Consider the following 17,746-nt stretch of genomic DNA (forward strand, 5'->3'; position numbering starts at 1 on the left):
AATTTCTCTAGAGCGAGGTTTGTATGAACATGTCGATTTCCCGGAGTGTTTCTGTGGCGATCCGTTGGCGTTCCATCGCCACGGCATCTGCACAGGCAAGTCGTGTACGCAGCCTAGCGGCCGTTTCCAGCCAGCTTTCGGCGTTCGCCATCTCTGGGATGAACCAGTCTATCCAGGCGGCGGCGGTCTCTGCCGGTTGATCATATGTATTGATCATCGCGTAAGGTGCGATGAGTTCGTGCAGGCGGTGGTCCGGTGCGGCATAGCACACCGGCATTGCCCCTACGGCAAAGGCGTCGAACACTTTTTCAGAGATATAACCACGCATATGGGTGTTTTCATATGCGCTACACAGACGGACGTTGCCTTGCAAGCGGGCCAGCTTGTCCAGGTGCCAGTCAGGCAGGGTCTGGCGTGGGGGCATGCCATCGGCCCAGCCTTGTCCCATGCGCCAGATCTTGGGGTGCTTGGCGTGCTGGGCGACGCGGGTGCGGTATCCGCTGAGCCCTTGGATATCACGAGCGGGATCGCTGAAATCGAATTCCGGCGCGTCACGGTGTTCCGCCACAAAGGCCGCCGCGATTATCGTGGTTTGCCATTTGGTCAGCATCGCGCGCGCAGAGATGTGCGCATAGCGTCGCAGCATTGAGATATAGCGCGGCACATAGTCATCCGAAGTCAGCAGGAAATAGGGAATATGGGTGAATGCGAAGATGTCCGAATTCATGTGATTGAGGTAGCGATAAGAATGCTCTCGCCCGTTACAGACAAAAGGCCGGTCACGCGCAGCAAAGCCGTCACTCCAGAGTGTATCCCAAAGCGGCTCTTCTGAGATGACCATGCAACGCAACCCCGGATTGCTTTCAAACGCATGGGCCAGCAGCTCTGGGTTTTCTGCCAGATCGCGGTTCCATCCGGTCATGACGATATCTGCCTCGGCAGGGCTTTCGACGCGCAGAATGCGGTTTTCGGCGAGCCTTGCAAAGGGTGCATAGCCCAACGGGCTGCGTGCTGCACGCGGGCCCAGATGATAGATGCGGATGTGGCGTGAAATCTGGCGGGGGGCGGGAAAGGCAGGCAGGGCACGGTATGCATCCGCATGTCTAGCCATGAGCGCATGAATGCCACAGCCCAGCGTTTCAGGCCCCACGCTCAGCTGCAATTGGGCCAGCGCCTGCGGAAGTGGGGCCAGCTGATATTCAGCGTCTTTCTCGGCCTTTTTACGCAGGATACGCAAATGTGTCGACAAGTCGTCCTGTGTCTTGGTCGCGAAATCCCACCGCTCGACGGCATTGCGCCACAGGGTGTCATGACCGACCAGCGGTGCAAAGTCGGCATCTGTCGGCACCACAGGGATTGCCCCTGCCGCGATCGCATGCAGCAGGGCGGCCGGATGGTCTTGGGGCGCTGCCGGACACAGCGCAAAAGTACTTTGGCGCAGGGTAACTGTATCTGCGTCCACCTTGCAAAACAGATGTTTGCGCCGCTGTGTCTGATCCGCGGGGTAAAAGGCCGCCCGTGCGGATTGCGGTATGGTATGCAGGCATATTCCCATTGCCGCCGCGGCCTGGACCGCTTCGGGCGTAGTATAGGGCCAGAAAACATCCGTCACACCCGCATGCTTAAAATAGTCGAGATGGGCGATCAAGTCGGGGTGCTGACACGTTGTGATTCTGCGTGCCGCGCGTGGAACGGTGGTCGCAAAGCTCTGGAAATCATGGCGTAGTCTTTGCGCCTGTGCCGTGGTCTCGGCCCGCGCTTCGATAAGGGCTGCCCAAGGAAACCCGACGTAGCTGGTGCCTTGCGGCACGTCGCCCATTTCCTGCAGGGCCCGCAGAGCGGCCCATTCGGTGTGATCGGTGTCATCCCATCCCTGATCCCATGCCCAGATCCGGCTTGCTTGCCAGACGGGTCTGTGACGCAGGGCGGGCAGCCAGGCGTACAAGGGGTGCTGCATCAGCTTGTTGGTGTCGGGCATTTGCGCATTGATGGTGCGCAGCAACAGGCGATAGGCAGGCAGGTCCGCGAAGATCGTAGTGTCTGGCATCGCCCTGTGGGGGGGGCTGTTCGGCGTCTTCTCAGATGGACGTTTTAAAGGCATGGGTGCGCCATGGGCAGTCGCGATGCGTTGCTGCGCGATACTGGCAGGTTCGGGCAGGTCATTGTGCCACTGGTCTGTCTGCCTTGCCCAGTGATAGGCGGGTGCCGTGACATCCATGGCAATGATTGCTGTGGGCGCGCCCGTAGCATCGTTGGTGATGACATGATGCAGCAAGGGGCCCTGGCGCAGGATGCGCTGCAATGTGTCGCGCGGCTCGGCCTCGGGTGCAACCCGTTGCATGCGGCGGCGGCGGCGGATTTTCAGATGGGCGGACGGCTCTTTCGCACAAGAGACAAAAACACCCATCACTTGGGTGCTTTGCACGAAAAGGGCCTGCCTTGCGAGACGCTGCCACAGCAGCCACGGCGTAATATCCTCGGGACCTTCAAACGCAAGCGATGCCTGCGCCTTGCGCCATAGACCCGCGCGTATAAACATGCCGCCCTGGGCCAGGGCAGGCCAGCGGTGATCGTCACATACCCCCTGCGCAATAAGTGCTGTGGGCGCACGCAACACGCTGCCCGCGATCAGCTGGCCTTCGTCCAAATGGCCGGCAGCCCCCTGTACCCAAGCCAGATGGTCTGCCGTAAACCGGCGCGCAAGATCGCTGATATGGGCCAAGGCGCCCGGCAGCAGAATATCACCCGGATGCAGCCAGCTCGTGAAACTGTCCCCGTCTTCGCAGATCTGCCCCATGGCGTCGCGCAAGGCGGCATGGGCGGTCAGGTGTGGCTGGGTCTGGTAGGTGAGCCAGACATTCGTGCAGTAAAAGACCGTATCGGCATTGCCCATTCGCGCCTGCCACCCTGCCAAAACGGGCGCGTTTGCAGCAGCATGAGGGCCGATATTCTTTACATGTATCCGCAGACTGAAGTCTCCGGCCTGGGTGACGAGGCTAAGCAGGCTGCGCTCGAGCGCGGAAATGTCGCTGCTCTCACAAACCAGTATGATGTTGATGATTTCAGACATGGACCCGCATTCCAGAATTTGGGGTTATATCTGACAAAACATGCCCTGTCACAAGGGGAGAGCATGTCAGAGTGTCACCGTGCGCGCGGTCTCAGAGAATGAAATCATCGACGCTCAGCGCAGGTGCGCCGAACATTTGAATGGCAAAGTCGTTGGTGCCGTCACTATCCACATCGCCCACCACGAAGCCGGGGATGTAGTCGACCATGCCCGTGGGACCAAATGTCAGCCCCATCGCGCTGAGGTCGATTTTGTCCACACCCACCTCGAAGTCGGTGATGATGTCGCGGCTCGCGCCAATCCCGGCAGAGGCGGCTGTGGTGAACACAAAGACATCCGCGCCCGCGCCACCATTGCTCACATCGCGGCCCACACCGGCGGTGATCGTGTCATCGCCCACGCCGCCATAAATCTCGTTGTTGCCCGCACCTGCAAATATCTGGTCGGCATCGGCGCCGCCGCCCGCGAAATCATCGCCCATCCCCAGATAGATGGTATCTGCGCCGACGCTGCCATAAATGCTGTCGTTGCCCGCACCACCCGCCAACAGATCAGCCCCTTCGCCGCCATTGATCATATCGGCACCATCGCCGCCATAGACGGTGTCGTCCCCAAGGCTGCCATAGATTTCATTGTTGCCCGCACCTGCAACGATCAGATCACTGCCGGTGCCGCCGCCCACGACATCATCGCCAAATCCCAGATAGATGGTATCTGCGCCGACACCGCCATAAATGCTGTCGTTGCCTGTACCACCGGCCAGAAGATCATTGCTGCTGCCACCATAGATCAGGTCATTGCCGTCGCTGCCCTGTACCTCGTTACGGCTGTTGCCACCTGCATAGATAGTGTCGTTGCCGGTGCCGCCGCTGATGGTGTCGCTGCCCGCACCGCCATAGATGGTATTGGCGCCGGATTCCGCACGGATGAGATCATTGCCGGTGCCACCGCCCACAAAATCGTCGCCTTGGCCCAAATAAATCTCGTCGTTACCTGCATTGCCCAACAGCCTGTCATTATTGGTGCTGCCAATGATCAGGTCATCGCCGCTGCCTGTGCGGATTTCCTCGATGATACTGCCCCGTTCGATCGCGAGGTTGCCTGTGATGCCGTACACGCTTGAGATGGCCTCGGGGCGCAGATCGACGATCTGGTTGGCCGCACTGGAAGACACATCCAGTATATCATATCCGCCATCATCCAGAATGGCCCAGGCCACCTCATCGCCCAGCGTTCCCGCGGCACGGGCTTCGCTGATGCGGTCATAGGTGCCGCCCGCAGTCGAGCCGTCGCCATAGATCGTGTTGCCGGTGCGCAATGCCACATCCCCATACAGGCTTTGAATGGCTCCGATGTCCGCCAGCATGGGCGTTGCCACAAGGGCATAGGTCGCATCGATGAATGTATTGTCGCGCTGGCTGAAATAGGACAGGACGGACATTTGCCAGCTGTCGTTGGCATAATCGCGGTCAGTTTGATAGTTCGCGCCGTCGCTGTAGTCCCCTGGATGACCCAACCCCAAGGCATGGCCGATCTCGTGGATATAAGTCATTGTGGAATAACTGTTGAATTCGGTGCCATAGGTTCCGACCCACCCTTGAGACACATTTACATCGGCCTGTGTCACAGACCCGTTAGACACTCTGGCCCCTGCAAAGGCACCGGGTTGCTCATCATCAAAGGTGATCTGCGCCGAACCGGTGACGCGCTCGAAAGTGATGCCGGTCACCGTGGTCCAGGCATCCAGCCCCCACAGCGCAATCTGTTGGGAGCTTTGCGGCAGACCCTCAAGGTTAACCGTCAAAACGCGATCAGCCCCCAAAGCGAAAGGGAAACTCTGGCCGCTGCCCCAGAAAGAAGTGGATATATAGTCGGCAACTTCGCTCACCGAGCGAACTGAATTGTTTCCATTATCCATAATGTCCTCCGCCGGGGCGTATTTGTTTGACCGCACGCCTGCATGTAGCTGGGGCCGATCACGAGAGGGCCCGTTTCATTCTTAACGTCCAGAAGGCAAACATTGCCTGATACCATAGGGAATATGGCTTGCAAATTTGGGCCAAGATAAGGCCAAAATGGGGTATCACCATCTATGTGAACACGGCCCGCAACGTGTGGTGCGGGCCGTGGACTTTGGTACTGGACTGTATGGCGTCGGTTACAGAATGAAATCATCCACTGTCAGAGTGGGCGCGCCCGAGATTTCGATAGCAAAATCATTGACCTCGTCGTTATTGACATCACCAACCACAAAGCCGGGGATGTAGAGCAAGGAGACGCCGAACGTCAGATTCATCGCGCTGAGGTCGATCTTGTCCACACCCACCTCGAAGCCGGTCAGGATATCGCGGTCGGCGCCGATGCCCGCCGCTGCGGCAGAGTTGAAGACAAAGACATCCGCACCGGGGCCTGCCGTGATCACGTCCTTGCCTACGCCCGAATAGATCGTGTCATTGCCGGCACCGCCGTAGATGCGGTTGTTGCCCGCGCCGGCAAAGATCGCGTCATCGCCTGCGCCCCCACCGGTAAAGTCATTGCCGGTGCCCAGATAGATGGTGTTGTCACCATCCCCGCCAAAGATGCTGTCGTCGCCCGCGCCGCCCGCGACGAGGTCATTCCCGGTTCCGGCAAAGACCTGATCATTGCCGCCATTGCCCAGCAAGATATTGCGGCCGGATCCACCGCCCACGATGAAGTCGTCACCTGTGCCACCCTGCACGGTGTCGTCGCCCAGCCCACCATAGATCGTGTTGGTGCCGGCACCACCGTAGATGATGTCGCGGCCCTCACCGCCCCCGGCAAAGTCATTGCCCGCGCCCAGGTAGATGATGTCGATGCCCGCCCCGCCCAGCATGACGTCATTGCCGGTGCCGCCTGCGATGAAATCATTGCCCGCGCTGCCGGTGATATTGTCATTACCGCCGTTCCCGCGGATTTCCGCGGCGAAAGAGCCCGTGCCATCCACCACATCGTCGCCGGTGCCGCCGATCACGGTGTCAATGCCGGTTCCCACAGCGCTCGATAGCCCCCAGTGGGTGGAGATATGGTTGGACCCCGCCGAGCCAAAGATCAGATCCGCGTCCACACCGCCCCTGATGCTATCATCACCGAGCCCAGCGTAGATCGTGTTATTGCCCGAGACGACCTCGATGGTGTCGTTGCCCGCCCCGCCACCGATAAAATCGTTTCCATCGGTGACGGACGAAAGGGCGCCGCCGAATATCAGATCATTGCCTGCACCGCCCAGCAAGGTGTCGTTGCCGACGTTCCCCTCCAGCGTGTCGTCACCGTCGCGCCCGTCGATGCGGTCATTGCCGCCAAAGCCCCTTAACAGGTTGTCGTCGGCACTGCCCAACAGCGTATCGCTGCCAACGCGGCTGCCGCGCACGTCTTCGATGCTCATCAGCGTATCGGTGAAGGCCACGCCGTTGAAACTGCCCGAAGCGGTGCCTGCCGCCAGATCGACATCCATCCCGGAGGTTACCCCGGTGCGGTCATAGCGCACCAAATCGGCCCCCAGGCCACCATCGACAAAATCGTTGCCGCCGCGCGTGATAAAGCGGTCGTCGAAATCGCTGCCAGTCATGCTGTCTGCCAGATCGGTACCGCGGATCTCGATGGTTGCGCTGCCGATGCCTATGATCTGGTCGGTGCTGCCAAAGCCGTCGTTTATGACCGTGCCGTTGGCCAGATCAACCGTCACACCGTTGTTCGGCCCGGAAAGTGCGCTTTGGCGCAGGTCGATCCGGATCCCACCCGCGCTTTGCCCAATGTTATAGGTGTCGTTGCCGGCCCCCCCTCGCAGACTGAGAAAGCCGCCATCCGGCACGCCGCTGACCGTGTAGACATCGTTCAGCTCGGAGCCGTCGAGTTGCAGGCCATCAGCGGTCAGGGCAGCGTTCACATCAATCAGTGTGTCGGTCCCCCCTGGCGTTGTGATCGAGCCTGTGTTGGTGGTGCCGTCGAGTATGAAGGAAAACCCGCCGAGGCCGGCAAGGGCCTGATCGCGGTGGCCAATCTGGATATATCCGAGGTCGACATCGCTGAGCACGATTGTATTGTTGCCTGTTCCCGGATCGATAAAGTCTAGGTCTCTGATGTTGTCGCCGGGGTTGATCGTGTCGTCGCCTGCTCCGCCGAACAGGACGTCGCTCCCGAAACCGCCCTCGATGACATCATTGCCTGCATTGCCGAACAGGAAGTCGTTGCCGTCTCCACCCTGCAGCGTGTCGTCGGCTGGTCCGCCCGCGAGCGTGTCGTCAAAAATGCTCCCAACGGCCGTCACAGGGGAGGTCACCAAGTCAAATTCGAAGTCGGCTCCCAGATTCGAAGATGATGCATCAAAATTGATGCTTTGTTGGCTGAAAAGAAGCGACAGTGGCCCGCCATCTCCGAGCGAATTGGCCTCGATCGCCTGGTCGAATTCGTTCACGTCAATTGCCACCCCGCTTATGTCAATCACAGGCTGAAGGGCACTGGTCTCCGTGGTGATCCGGGTGATTGTACCCACGAAACCGGATGAAGTTTGCTCGTTGATCGCAAAGCCAAATCCCTGAAGCTCTGTCAGAAATCCACTGTTCAAGTCGCGCACGACAATAAGGGTTGGCTCATGCGAGACCAAATCGGCATTGTCAAATGCATCAAAAAAATAGTCTTGCGTATTGCCCAGAAATGTAACGTTTGTCACTGAAGCTTCTCCTCTGTAAAATCTTTGCGCATAAATCTGCACAAACTGTCATGGGACAGATAAGCCGATCTAATTGGTGAATGCAAAAGGTTTTGCCCTTTCGCGTACCTGCGCCTACTATGCCGTATGAGTTGTGCTGCCTGCTCAATATCCCTAAAGAAATGCTACACTTGCATTTTCACTTCAGGATTTCTTATGACCAGACCGCTCTCCGTTGTGACCCCGAACACATGGGAATTTTTGCGCGATCCGATGATCGCACCCACCGGCTTTCGAGAGTATGACGCCCGCTGGCAATACCCCGAGGCGATCAACCTGCCTGGCATCACAGCACTGGGTCTGGGCCTGGGAACCCAGATGATGCGCCGCGGGATCGAGCCGGTGATCGCGGTCGGCAATGACTATCGCGACTATTCGCTCAGCATCAAAAACGCGCTGATGCTAGGGCTGATGCAGGCGGGTATCCACGTCAAGGACATTGGCCCCTGCCTCTCGCCCATGGCGTATTTTTCGCAGTTCCATCTGGATGCATCCGCAGTAGCGATGGTCACGGCCAGTCACAATCCCAACGGCTGGACCGGCGTCAAAATGGGGTTCGAGCGCCCCCTGACCCATGGCCCTGACGAGATGTCCGAGCTGAAGGATATCGTGCTGAACGGCGAAGGTGAGGCGCGCGAGGGTGGCAAATATGAATTCGTCGCAGGCGTGCGCGAGGCCTATCTTGATGACCTGGTGGGAGATTTCAAAATGACCCGCAAGCTCAAGGTCGTGTGTGCCACGGGCAATGGCACGGCAGCGGCGTTTGCACCCGAGTTGTTCGAGCGTCTGGGTGTCGAAGTCGTGCCCAGCCACAACGAGCTGGACTATACTTTTCCCCATTACAACCCAAATCCAGAAGCCATGGAAATGCTGCATGACATGAGCGCTTCGGTGAAAGCTTCCGGTGCGGATTTCGCGCTTGGCTTTGACGGTGATGGGGACCGCTGTGGTGTGGTGGACGACGAGGGCGAGGAGATTTTTGCCGACAAGGTCGGGGTGATCATGGCGCGGGACCTGTCCAAGATCTACCCGAATGCGACCTTTGTGGCGGATGTAAAATCGACGGGTCTGTTTGCCTCTGACCCCGAGCTGATCGCCAATGGCGTGACGGCGGATTACTGGAAAACCGGCCACAGCCATATGAAACGGCGCGTCAAGGAATTGGGCGCGTTGGCGGGTTTCGAGAAATCCGGCCACTACTTTTTGGCCGAACCTGTCGGGCGCGGATATGATTGCGGCATGCGTGTTGCGGTCGAGATCTGCAAGCTGATGGACCGCAACCCCGATATGTCCATGTCCGACCTGCGCCGTGCGCTGCCCGTGACCTATGCCATGCCGACCCTGTCGCCCTATGCCGCGGATGAGGAGAAATACGACATCCTTGCGCGCATCGTGATCAAACTGGAAGGCCTGAGCGAATTGGCAGGGCGCAAGGTGGTACAGGTTGTCACGGTAAACGGTGCGCGGGTTATCCTGGACAACGGAAGCTGGGGGTTGGTGCGGGCCTCGTCCAACACGCCCAATCTGGTGGTGGTTTGCGAAAGCGCGCAAAGCGAGGCGGAATTGCGCGCGATTTTCAATGAAATCGACGCTGTGATCCGCACAGAGCCGGGGGTGGGCGATTACGACCAGACATTCTGACGTTTGGGCGGTCTGCAAAAGATCTGCAATCGTACAAGATAGGCGGCAGACTGGATGGTCTGCCGCCTTTTTCACGTGTCGGGGATGGCCTAAAGGATGAAATCATCCGCCGTCAGGGCCAAGCCGGTGCCGATATCGAGTATCCAGTCCGGTCCGCCGTTGCCCGTGGCATCGCCCTGCAACTGGCCCAGGGTCGCATCATAGATGAACGAATTGCGACCGCCGACAAAACCTGTGATGCTGAACTCGGTGCTGAGGGCTTGCAGGTTGATCTTGTCCACGCCCACTTCAAAGTCGGTGATGATGTCGGGATTGTCACCAAAGCCAATCCGGCTGGGGTGGCCGAATTCGAACACATCCGCGCCTGCGCCTCCGGTCATCACATCGATGCCGTTGCCCGCCACGATCGTATCGTTGCCGGTATTGCCGTAGATGCGTGAATTGCCGACTTCGGCGAACATCAGATCGTTGTCCAGACCGCCCACCAACGTGTCATTGCCTTCGCCAGCATAGAACAGGTTGCTGCCGTTGAACGCTTCGAGATAGTCGTCCCCCGCGCCTGCGACCAGGGTGTCGTTGCCTGCGCCGCCGTAGAGGCTGTCGTTGCCACTGCCGGCATTGAGCAGGTCGTCGCCTCCATAGCCTGCAAGCACATCTGCGCCCGCATCGCTGTTGTCATTGTTGTCGCCCAGAATGGTATCGTTGCCGGTACTGCCCAGCAGCGTATCCGCGCCGCCCTGACCGTGCAGAAGCTTGTTGCCGCCCGCTTCGCTGGTGACCCGGTCGTTGCCTGCACCGCCAAAGACGCTGTCGGTGCCTAATCCGGTAAAGATCACGTCGTTCCCGTCCTGCCCGTCGATCAGATCGTCACCGGCCCAGCCGCGCAGAAAATCGTCATCGGCTCCGCCGAAGATCTCGTCGTTCTCGGAGCCGCCATGCAGGGTGTCGTTGCCCTCCTGACCATACACCAAGTTGGTGCCGATGAAGGCCTCGGCATAGTCATTGCCGGCCCCTGCAAAGATCGTATCGTCGCCACGCCCGGCATAGATGCTGTCGTTTCCCGCGCCTGCATTGAGCGAGTCGTTGCCGTCCAGACCGGCCAGCGCATCGTCGCCCGTATTGCCGTTGATACTGTCGGCGCCAGACCCGCCGATCAGCGTATCATTGCCGCCCTCGCCAAAGACCAGGTTCGATTGCGCGCCCTCGGCATTGACATAATCATTGCCGGCACCCCCGGCTATCGTGTCAAAGCCCGATCCGCCATAGAGCGTATCGTCGCCGTCCTGCCCGTTGATCAGATCGTTGCCGCCCCAGCCGCGCAGGAGGTCGCCGTCTTCGTTGCCGAAAATCTGGTCGTCCATGTTGCCGCCATGCAGGGTATCACTGCCCAGACCGCCCGACAGGGTGTTGTTGCCTGTCTGCGCCTCGGCATAATCGTTGCCGTCTCCGCCGACAATTAGGTCGTTGCCGGTGTTGCCGTAGATGCTGTCGTTGCCTTCGGCACCGTTGAGCGTGTCGTTGCCATCGCCACCAACAAGGATGTCCTGATCCGCGCCCCCAAACAACGTATCGTTGCCGTCGGCCCCCACAAGCGCATCATTGCCCGCGCCACCATTGATCAGGTCATCGCCCCCAAAGCCGCGCAGGGTGTCATTGCCGCCATCGCCGTAAAGCTCTTCGTTTGCGTTGCCACCGCTGACAAAATCGTTGCCGTCGCCGGCGAAAAAGAAGTTGGCCCCTGCCCCGTCGATGAGGACGTCATCGCCCTCCCCGCCCACCAGCGTGTCGTTGCCGATGCTGCCATAGAGGCTGTCATTGCCGCTACCGCCGTTGAGCAGGTCGTCGCCCGCCGATCCGCCCAGCAGGTCATTGTCCTCATCGCCGAACAACTCGTCATTGCCGCCGCTGCCATAGAGGCTGTCATTTCCGGTTCCGCCAAAGAGCCTGTTGGCCCCGTCACCTTCGCCAGCCACCAGATCGGCACCTGCGCCGCCGACCAGAAGGTCGTCGCCGAAGCCGCCGTAGATCTGGTCATTGCCGTCACCGCCGTTGACCGTATCGTTCTCTGAGCCAGCATAGACGGTATCTGCACCCAGCCCCCCGATCACCGAATCCGCACCGTCACGCCCGAGGATCAGGTTCTGGCCATCAATGCCGACGATGTTGTCATTGCCCGCGCCGCCATCGAGGCGGTCGTTGCCCGCGCCCCCTGCCAGCGTGTCGTTGCCAATGTCGCCGATCAGAATATCGTTGCCATCCTGACCGTTGAGGATGTCATCACCTGCCCCCCCCCAAAGAGTATCGTTGTCGGCCCCGCCATAGAGTTCGTCGTTGCCAGTCTCGCCCCAGAGCGTATCGTTGCCTGCACTGCCGACAAGAATGTCGTTGTCGGCGCCGCCCAGAAGATAGTCATTGCCTTCGTCCCCGTTCAGGGTGTCGTTGCCAGCTTCGCCACGCAACAGGTCGGCGCCTGCGCCGCCGCCCAGGGTGTCGCTTCCGACACCGCCCCAGAGGAAGTCGTCGTCGTTGCCGCCGAAGAGCTGGTCATTGCCGCCATCGCCCGCCAGAGTGTCACTGCCTTCGTCGCCCAGAAGCGTGTCGTCGTCGGCCCCGCCATTCAGCCTGTCATCACCGAGCTCGCCGTTGATCTCGTCGTTGCCGATACCACCGTCCAGCGTGTCGTCGCCTTCTTGGCCGAACAGCCGGTCGTTGCCTGCGCCACCGCGCACATCGTCCGTACCGCTGCCGCCCGAGACGAAATCGTCACCATCGCCGCCGTCCACCGTGTCGCTACCCTCGCCGCCAGTGACGGTGTCGTTGCCCACGCCACCGAACAGAACGTCGTCGCCAAGATGGCCCTGAATGTCATCATCGCCCGCGTCACCATAGAGCGTGTCGTTGCCAAAACCGCCAAAGGCATCGCCAAGCAGGCTGTCATTGCCCGCACCGCCGCGCAGAAGGTTATCGCCACGATCACCGGTCAGCTCGTCTGCAAAGTCTGTGCCGACAATATTTTCGATACCCAGCAGGACATTCCCGTTCGCCACATCTGTGGGGGAAGCCGGATCGTCCTGCTGCCGCCAGATGCCCAGAGTGATCTTGGCGGCAGATGTAGCCCCCGCATAGGACACCGTATCAATACCGCCTTCGCCGTAGATCACATCGTTGCCCGACGTGGAAAGGAACAGGTCATTGCCATCGCCGCCGCGAAGGATGTTGTCGCCTGCAGTCCCCTGCAGCGTGTCATCCCCGCCAGATCCAATGAGGTTGGTAATGCCCAGCAGAGTGTCGCCCGCTGCATCACCCCCGATAAAATTGCCTGTCAAAAGGCTGACGTTCACCGCCTGCACAGATCCCGCGTAAGAGGCAAAATCATTTCCTGCGCCGCCCACGAGATGGTCCGCGCCCGCGCCACCTTCCAGGATGTTCTGGCCTTCATCGCCCGTCAGCGTGTCGTTATGCGCTGTGCCGACAAGGTTCTGGATATTGGTAAAGCCGACATTCGTAACAGCGATGTTCAGGCCGGTGGCCAGGCCCGCGCGCGCAAAGCTGACCGTGTTGCTGCCCGCGCCGCCATCAAGAAAGGATGTAGACGTATTGACCCACAAAAGGTCGTCGCCGTCTCCCCCATTGAGCGCATCGCTGCCTTGTGATCCGTCCAGCGTGTCATCGCCCGCGCCCCCCTGTAGGGTGTCGTTGTCGGCGCCACCGCTCAGCAGGTCGTCACCCGCGCCGCCCAAGAGCACATCATTGCCCGCAAGACCTTCGAGGATATCATTGCCCTTACCGCCTTCGAAGCGGTTAGCATCTGCCGTGCCCGACATAGTGTCGTTGTGATCGGACCCAATGAGGTTTTCGATGGCATTGAGGGTATCGCCCTGTGCATCCCCCCCAAGGCCTGTCCCGCTGCTGCCTGCTGTGGTATCGGTGAGGGTGACCCCCACGGCCGCACCGGACGCGCTGTAGTCAGCCGTATCAACGCCCGCACCCCCAAAAAGCGCATCTGCGCCCGCGCCCCCGATTAGCGTATCGTTGCCCGCGTTGGCATATAGCGTATCGTTGCCGATGCCCCCATTCACGATGTTGGCCGCATCATTTCCGGTCAGATTGTCGGTATGATCCGACCCTTCGATATTGGCGATATTCACAAACACGTCACCAGCCGCATCGCCTGTGTTGCCACTTGTGTTGAGCATGTTGACGGTGACACCCGCCGTCGCCGTCCGATAGGACGCCGTGTTCACACCGCCGCCGCCATTCAGCGTGTCGGCACCTGCGCCACCGATCAAAATGGAATTGCCACCGTCTCCGGTCAGCAGATCGTCTGCGCTGCTGCCGATCAGACCTTCGACATTTACAAATCTTGCCGCTGAAAGAGATACATTCACGGATGTTGTTTGCGCGCTGTAATTTACAAAGTCGGTGCCGTCGCCCCCGTCGAACAGCGCCGTACTGGCGTCGCCTATCAGGATGTCGTCGCCCGCGTCGCCAAGCAGCGTATCTGCGCCGCCATTGCCGTTCAGTGTGTCGCCGCCCGCGCCGCCCGACAGCACGTTGGCGGCCGCGTCACCGGTCAAGAAATCGTCGAACCTGGAGCCGCTGAGGTTTTCGATCCCGGAGAACAGGTCGCCTGCGGCACCGCCGCCCACGCCCCCGGTCGCCAGATCGGCCTGCACGGCACTGCGCGACAGGCTGTAGGACGCAGTATCACTGCCCCCGCTGCCAATCAGGCTGTCGGCACCTTCGCCCCCTTCAAGGGTGTCATTGCCGCCCGCGCCGTTCAGCGTGTCGTTACCGCGTCCGCCCACCAGAATGTTGTTTGCAGATGTACCGATCAGCGCGTCGTCGCCATCGCCGCTGACAATGTTCTCGATGATTGTTCCCGCTCCAATGCGGACAAAGGTCAAGCCATTGCTGCTTAATGTGCCGCCACTATCCAAAGTAGCGATGACATCACCGGTCATGGCGGCCAGATTGATCCAGTCGATGCCACCGTTTGTGTCGGTCAGGGTTGCCCCCAGACGGTCGGTCAACTGGGCGCCGAGAATCTCGTTGGTATAGTGGTACACATCGTTGTTGTCCGCATCCGCACCATAGACGTCGATGCTCACATCCAACAAGCGGCCCGAATCGCCGGAATTTACAAACTCAAGCGTCCAGTCACCATTGGGGTCTTCACCGCGGAACGCATTGACGGGGAATGTCCACGTCAGACCTATGTCGGCGACATCCGAATGGGCAAAGTTGTTGAACGACACATCATGGAGCGCCACGCGGGTGCCGCTGGGCGAAACGATATAGATGTCCACTCTCGCAAAATCGGGATGCACCATCGCAAGAGTGATGTCGACGTATTCCGTCTCAAGATTTGCACCGGACATGGAGATGGTGCGGGCACTGGTGACCGGCGCACTCAGGCTGCCCCCCAGAATGGCGGTGTCGGCGATGCTTTCTGCTTGGGCAGTTTGCTCGTTACCTGACACTTGCGCAGCGTCGAACAACGTCCAGACTTCGGCCATGCGCACGGCGGCAAATACGTCGAGCGCGCCGTAGCCGTAGTCGCCGGAGTAATGCAGACCGCCGCCGTTCCAGGTGGTGGCGCCATTGGTGACCCAGCCGAATTTTTCCGCCCCAAACCCGGTGATGGAAGAGCCATCAAGGTTGGAGCCAACATGATGCGAGGAATTGGCAAGGATGTTTTGCACATCTCTCCAGCCCAGCCCCTCGTTGGCACTGAGCATGAGCGCGACCGCACCGCTGACCTGCGGGGTCGCCGCAGACGTGCCGCCGAACTGATTGGTGCTGCCGGGATGTGTGGGCAAACCGTCATCCCAGCCATACCCCACTTCGGAGGCGATGCCGGTGGTCACGATGCCGTCGCCGTAGCGCGCCAGATGGGCGGCAGTCAGACTGGGATTGTCGCCCAGATCCGGATAGGCTTCGGTGCTGGACAGCACGTCGGTCAGCGGCTGGTTCAACCGGGTCAGAGACGAGGTCAGAAGCGCGGTGCCGCGCGAGGCGAAAGGTGTCACTTGGCTGGCATAAATCGATCCGTCGTCCAGCGTCAGCTCGCGGGAATACCCCCCCACAGCGATGGTTTCACGCGCGGCTACGCGGCGGTCCGTGCCGGAGCTCGCTTCGGCCTGGGTCAGCAGCCCGTTTTCAATATCCGCGACGGTGACACGCGGGGTCGCCGTAGGCCCGTCCTGCAACCCCGAGCGCAGGAAATCGATCGGAATCTCGGCCCCACGGTTCTGGCCGTCATCCTGAATGTAAATCCGGCGCGCCGTCCCGTTATCGTTATAATAAACGTCGTCAAAGTCGTTGCCTGCGGCCATGACCATGATCGTGCCCAAGCCGCCGCGCCCACTGGCAGCAGCATCGGTTATGGCAGCAAGTTGCGCGCCCATCTCGTCGCTGCCCGCCAGAACCTGATTATAGAGTGAATCGTTGTGCCAACTGGCGTTGGTGATGTCGAACTGGCTGTAGCCTGCCATGATTTGCGACATCAGCGGCGCATCGATTTCATTTGCGAACGTTCCAAAGGCCGGGAACAGGCTGAGATCGTAATCGGTATATACATCAGCCGATGATATCGTCGCGTTATACGCCAGACCGATGGTGCCAGTAGCATTCGCGCCCGCCGCAATCAGGCCCGCGACACCCACACCGTGGTTTTCCACCCGGTTGACATTGGACACCTCATAGACTGCGCCCGAGGGCGTGGTGACCTCGATGGTGGCCTCAAAGTCGAAGCGGTCCGCCCATTCGGGATGGAAAGGGTCAATCGCAGTGTCGAAAACACCGACGGCCACACCTTCCCCGCTGTAATCTGCCCAGACCCTTTCGATGCCTTCACGGCTTTGGCCAAAGCTTTGACCGAGGTAGTCATAGTGCCACTGGAAAGAATAAAGCTCGTCGATGGGTGTAAAACGTGTGGGCACAGTTTTTCCTCAATTTATGTCAAAGCGGGCAATTCGTAACGTCAAAGCGGGCAATTTCTAGTACCGGGGAAAGTATTTATATTTTGTTTACGCCTGACCAGGACTGCTCGGCTATTTCTACAGGTCTGTTTGACCGGCATCAAACCTTAAGACTTTGTTTGAAGCGCACAGCAGGATCCGTAAAGCCCAAATCTGGAGATCGCATACGACGTGTTGAAAAAGTGACACTTTATGTCTGCTGGCGTTAGCACTCTTAACCAGCCAATCACGGGTGCTGCGAGCAGCAATTGCAGAGAGAAAATCCTAGGAAAACAGCCGCAGCGGGTTGCGACCCGCGGCCAGTCTTTCAATCTGGCAAACATGATTTCAATGCGGTTGCGCCGTTTGCACCGATGCTTGTCGTACCGCATTGGTTCGGCGCGGAACTTTCGACCTGGCATGCATGGCCTCATACCCTTGTCTTGCAGAGCTTCACTCTACCGGTCCTCCTCAAATCACTCAGAGAGCATGAGTGATTGAGATGAGGGTGCACAAAATATAGCGCCCTTGCAGGACCAATCCGCGAGGGGTGGCGCGGCCCCCCTCAAGAACAGATAGGGCGTGCGGATCATCGACATCTGCCCTGTCATGGTCATGCTCACTGAATTAGATCAAACTGCTGCTCTTCGGTTTGCGCACCAGAAACTCGAGAGTGTGTCAGTGTCATCCCTACCAATAGGGCCTGAACCTCTAAGCTGCGCTTGCTGTCGCCCGGTCATCGAGCGAAAATTAACCACCTTTTGGTCACCAGGCCAGAAACGATTGGCTATTTTCGAAACGCTTCTTTACCTGAGTACGCAAAGGCTTCATAACCCTCCCGGTTAAATCGGGCAAAGAGCGATAGGACGTGGCTTGCACACGCCATCTCGTGTGAAAAAAATTCCAAGATAAATGTTAAGTAAATCTGAGACATAATGATTGAAAGCACAAACGAGGCGAAGAGCACATCTGACAGCGCTTCCACGGGCACGGATGCGTTTGTTTTATGCTGCCTGAGCCAGATTGCGGCCCCTGTTTTCGAAGCGGCTTTTATTGCCGACACCAAGATCACTCGTAGCGTATCCCTGGACGACCTGGCGGATGTATTGGATGCGGATCCGCAGGTACGCGCCCTTGTTGTATGCGATTCAGCATTGCTGGCGTTGGAAACAGGAAGCGCCGAGGTGGCTGCTCCCCATGAGCTTTTGGAAAGCTGGGAGTGTAAGGTGCGGTTGCTCGTGAGACATCAGATTTGTTAATTATAGCTTTTCTCTGAGTGCTTCGTAAGGCGTCTTCCCTTTGTGTGCGCCATGCGGTCTGTGGAAGTTGTAGAAGCGCTCCCACTCG

Annotated in this window: 6 protein-coding genes and 2 pseudogenes; 2 read left to right on the forward strand and 6 right to left on the reverse strand. The window is 59.2% G+C overall.

Annotated features, from left to right (window positions below; all coding sequences use genetic code 11):
* Window positions 1–7 precede the first annotated feature (7 nt).
* The 3 genes from ROG8370_RS11855 to ROG8370_RS11870 all read right to left on the reverse strand — a co-directional run bounded on the left by ROG8370_RS11855 (window position 8) and on the right by ROG8370_RS11870 (window position 7,757).
* On the reverse strand, window positions 8–3,070 hold the full coding sequence (locus ROG8370_RS11855) for a hypothetical protein (protein WP_139838123.1): 3,063 nt from the start codon (window positions 3,068–3,070) through the stop codon (window positions 8–10).
* Between the two features lie 91 nt (window positions 3,071–3,161).
* Window positions 3,162–4,988 carry a M10 family metallopeptidase C-terminal domain-containing protein gene (locus tag ROG8370_RS11865; protein ID WP_139838124.1) on the reverse strand — a complete coding sequence of 609 codons (1,827 nt, stop codon included), beginning with the start codon at window positions 4,986–4,988 and terminating at the stop codon, window positions 3,162–3,164.
* 240 nt (window positions 4,989–5,228) lie between these two features.
* A complete protein-coding gene (locus ROG8370_RS11870) occupies window positions 5,229–7,757 on the reverse strand; it encodes a calcium-binding protein (RefSeq protein ID WP_170925229.1) in 2,529 nt (842 codons plus the stop codon).
* A gap of 195 nt (window positions 7,758–7,952) precedes the next feature.
* On the opposite strand from ROG8370_RS11870, the gene ROG8370_RS11875 reads away from it, so the two are divergent.
* On the forward strand, window positions 7,953–9,437 hold the full coding sequence (locus ROG8370_RS11875; protein ID WP_085827355.1) for a phosphomannomutase/phosphoglucomutase: 1,485 nt from the start codon (window positions 7,953–7,955) through the stop codon (window positions 9,435–9,437).
* A gap of 89 nt (window positions 9,438–9,526) precedes the next feature.
* Here the strand turns inward: ROG8370_RS11875 and ROG8370_RS11880 are convergent, their stop codons facing one another.
* Together ROG8370_RS11880 and ROG8370_RS20155 are read right to left on the reverse strand one after the other, a co-directional pair.
* Entirely contained in the window at window positions 9,527–16,381 is a 6,855-nt protein-coding gene (locus tag ROG8370_RS11880) for a S8 family serine peptidase (protein WP_085827356.1), read from the reverse strand.
* A 254-nt stretch (window positions 16,382–16,635) separates the two neighbouring features.
* Window positions 16,636–16,854, reverse strand: a pseudogene (locus tag ROG8370_RS20155) (IS5/IS1182 family transposase); the annotation flags it as partial.
* Window positions 16,855–17,334: 480 nt separating this feature from the next.
* Here ROG8370_RS20155 and ROG8370_RS11885 point away from each other — a divergent pair.
* The gene (locus ROG8370_RS11885; protein WP_085827357.1) at window positions 17,335–17,658 is read left to right on the forward strand and encodes a hypothetical protein; all 324 of its coding nucleotides are present in this window, start codon (window positions 17,335–17,337) and stop codon (window positions 17,656–17,658) included.
* Here ROG8370_RS11885 and ROG8370_RS11890 read toward each other — a convergent pair.
* Window positions 17,659–17,746 (reverse strand): annotated as a pseudogene (locus ROG8370_RS11890) (IS481 family transposase); the annotation flags it as partial.

Source organism: Roseovarius gaetbuli (assembly GCF_900172365.1).
Lineage (GTDB): Bacteria > Pseudomonadota > Alphaproteobacteria > Rhodobacterales > Rhodobacteraceae > Roseovarius > Roseovarius gaetbuli.

Excerpts from the sequence above, each read along its gene's own strand:
- ROG8370_RS11855 (WP_139838123.1), bottom strand. The coding sequence starts at position 3,070 with ATGTCTGAAATCATCAACATCATACTGGTTTGTGAGAGCAGCGACATT.
- ROG8370_RS11865 (WP_139838124.1), bottom strand. The coding sequence starts at position 4,988 with ATGGATAATGGAAACAATTCAGTTCGCTCGGTGAGCGAAGTTGCCGAC.
- ROG8370_RS11875 (WP_085827355.1), top strand. The coding sequence starts at position 7,953 with ATGACCAGACCGCTCTCCGTTGTGACCCCGAACACATGGGAATTTTTG.
- ROG8370_RS11885 (WP_085827357.1), top strand. The coding sequence starts at position 17,335 with ATGATTGAAAGCACAAACGAGGCGAAGAGCACATCTGACAGCGCTTCC.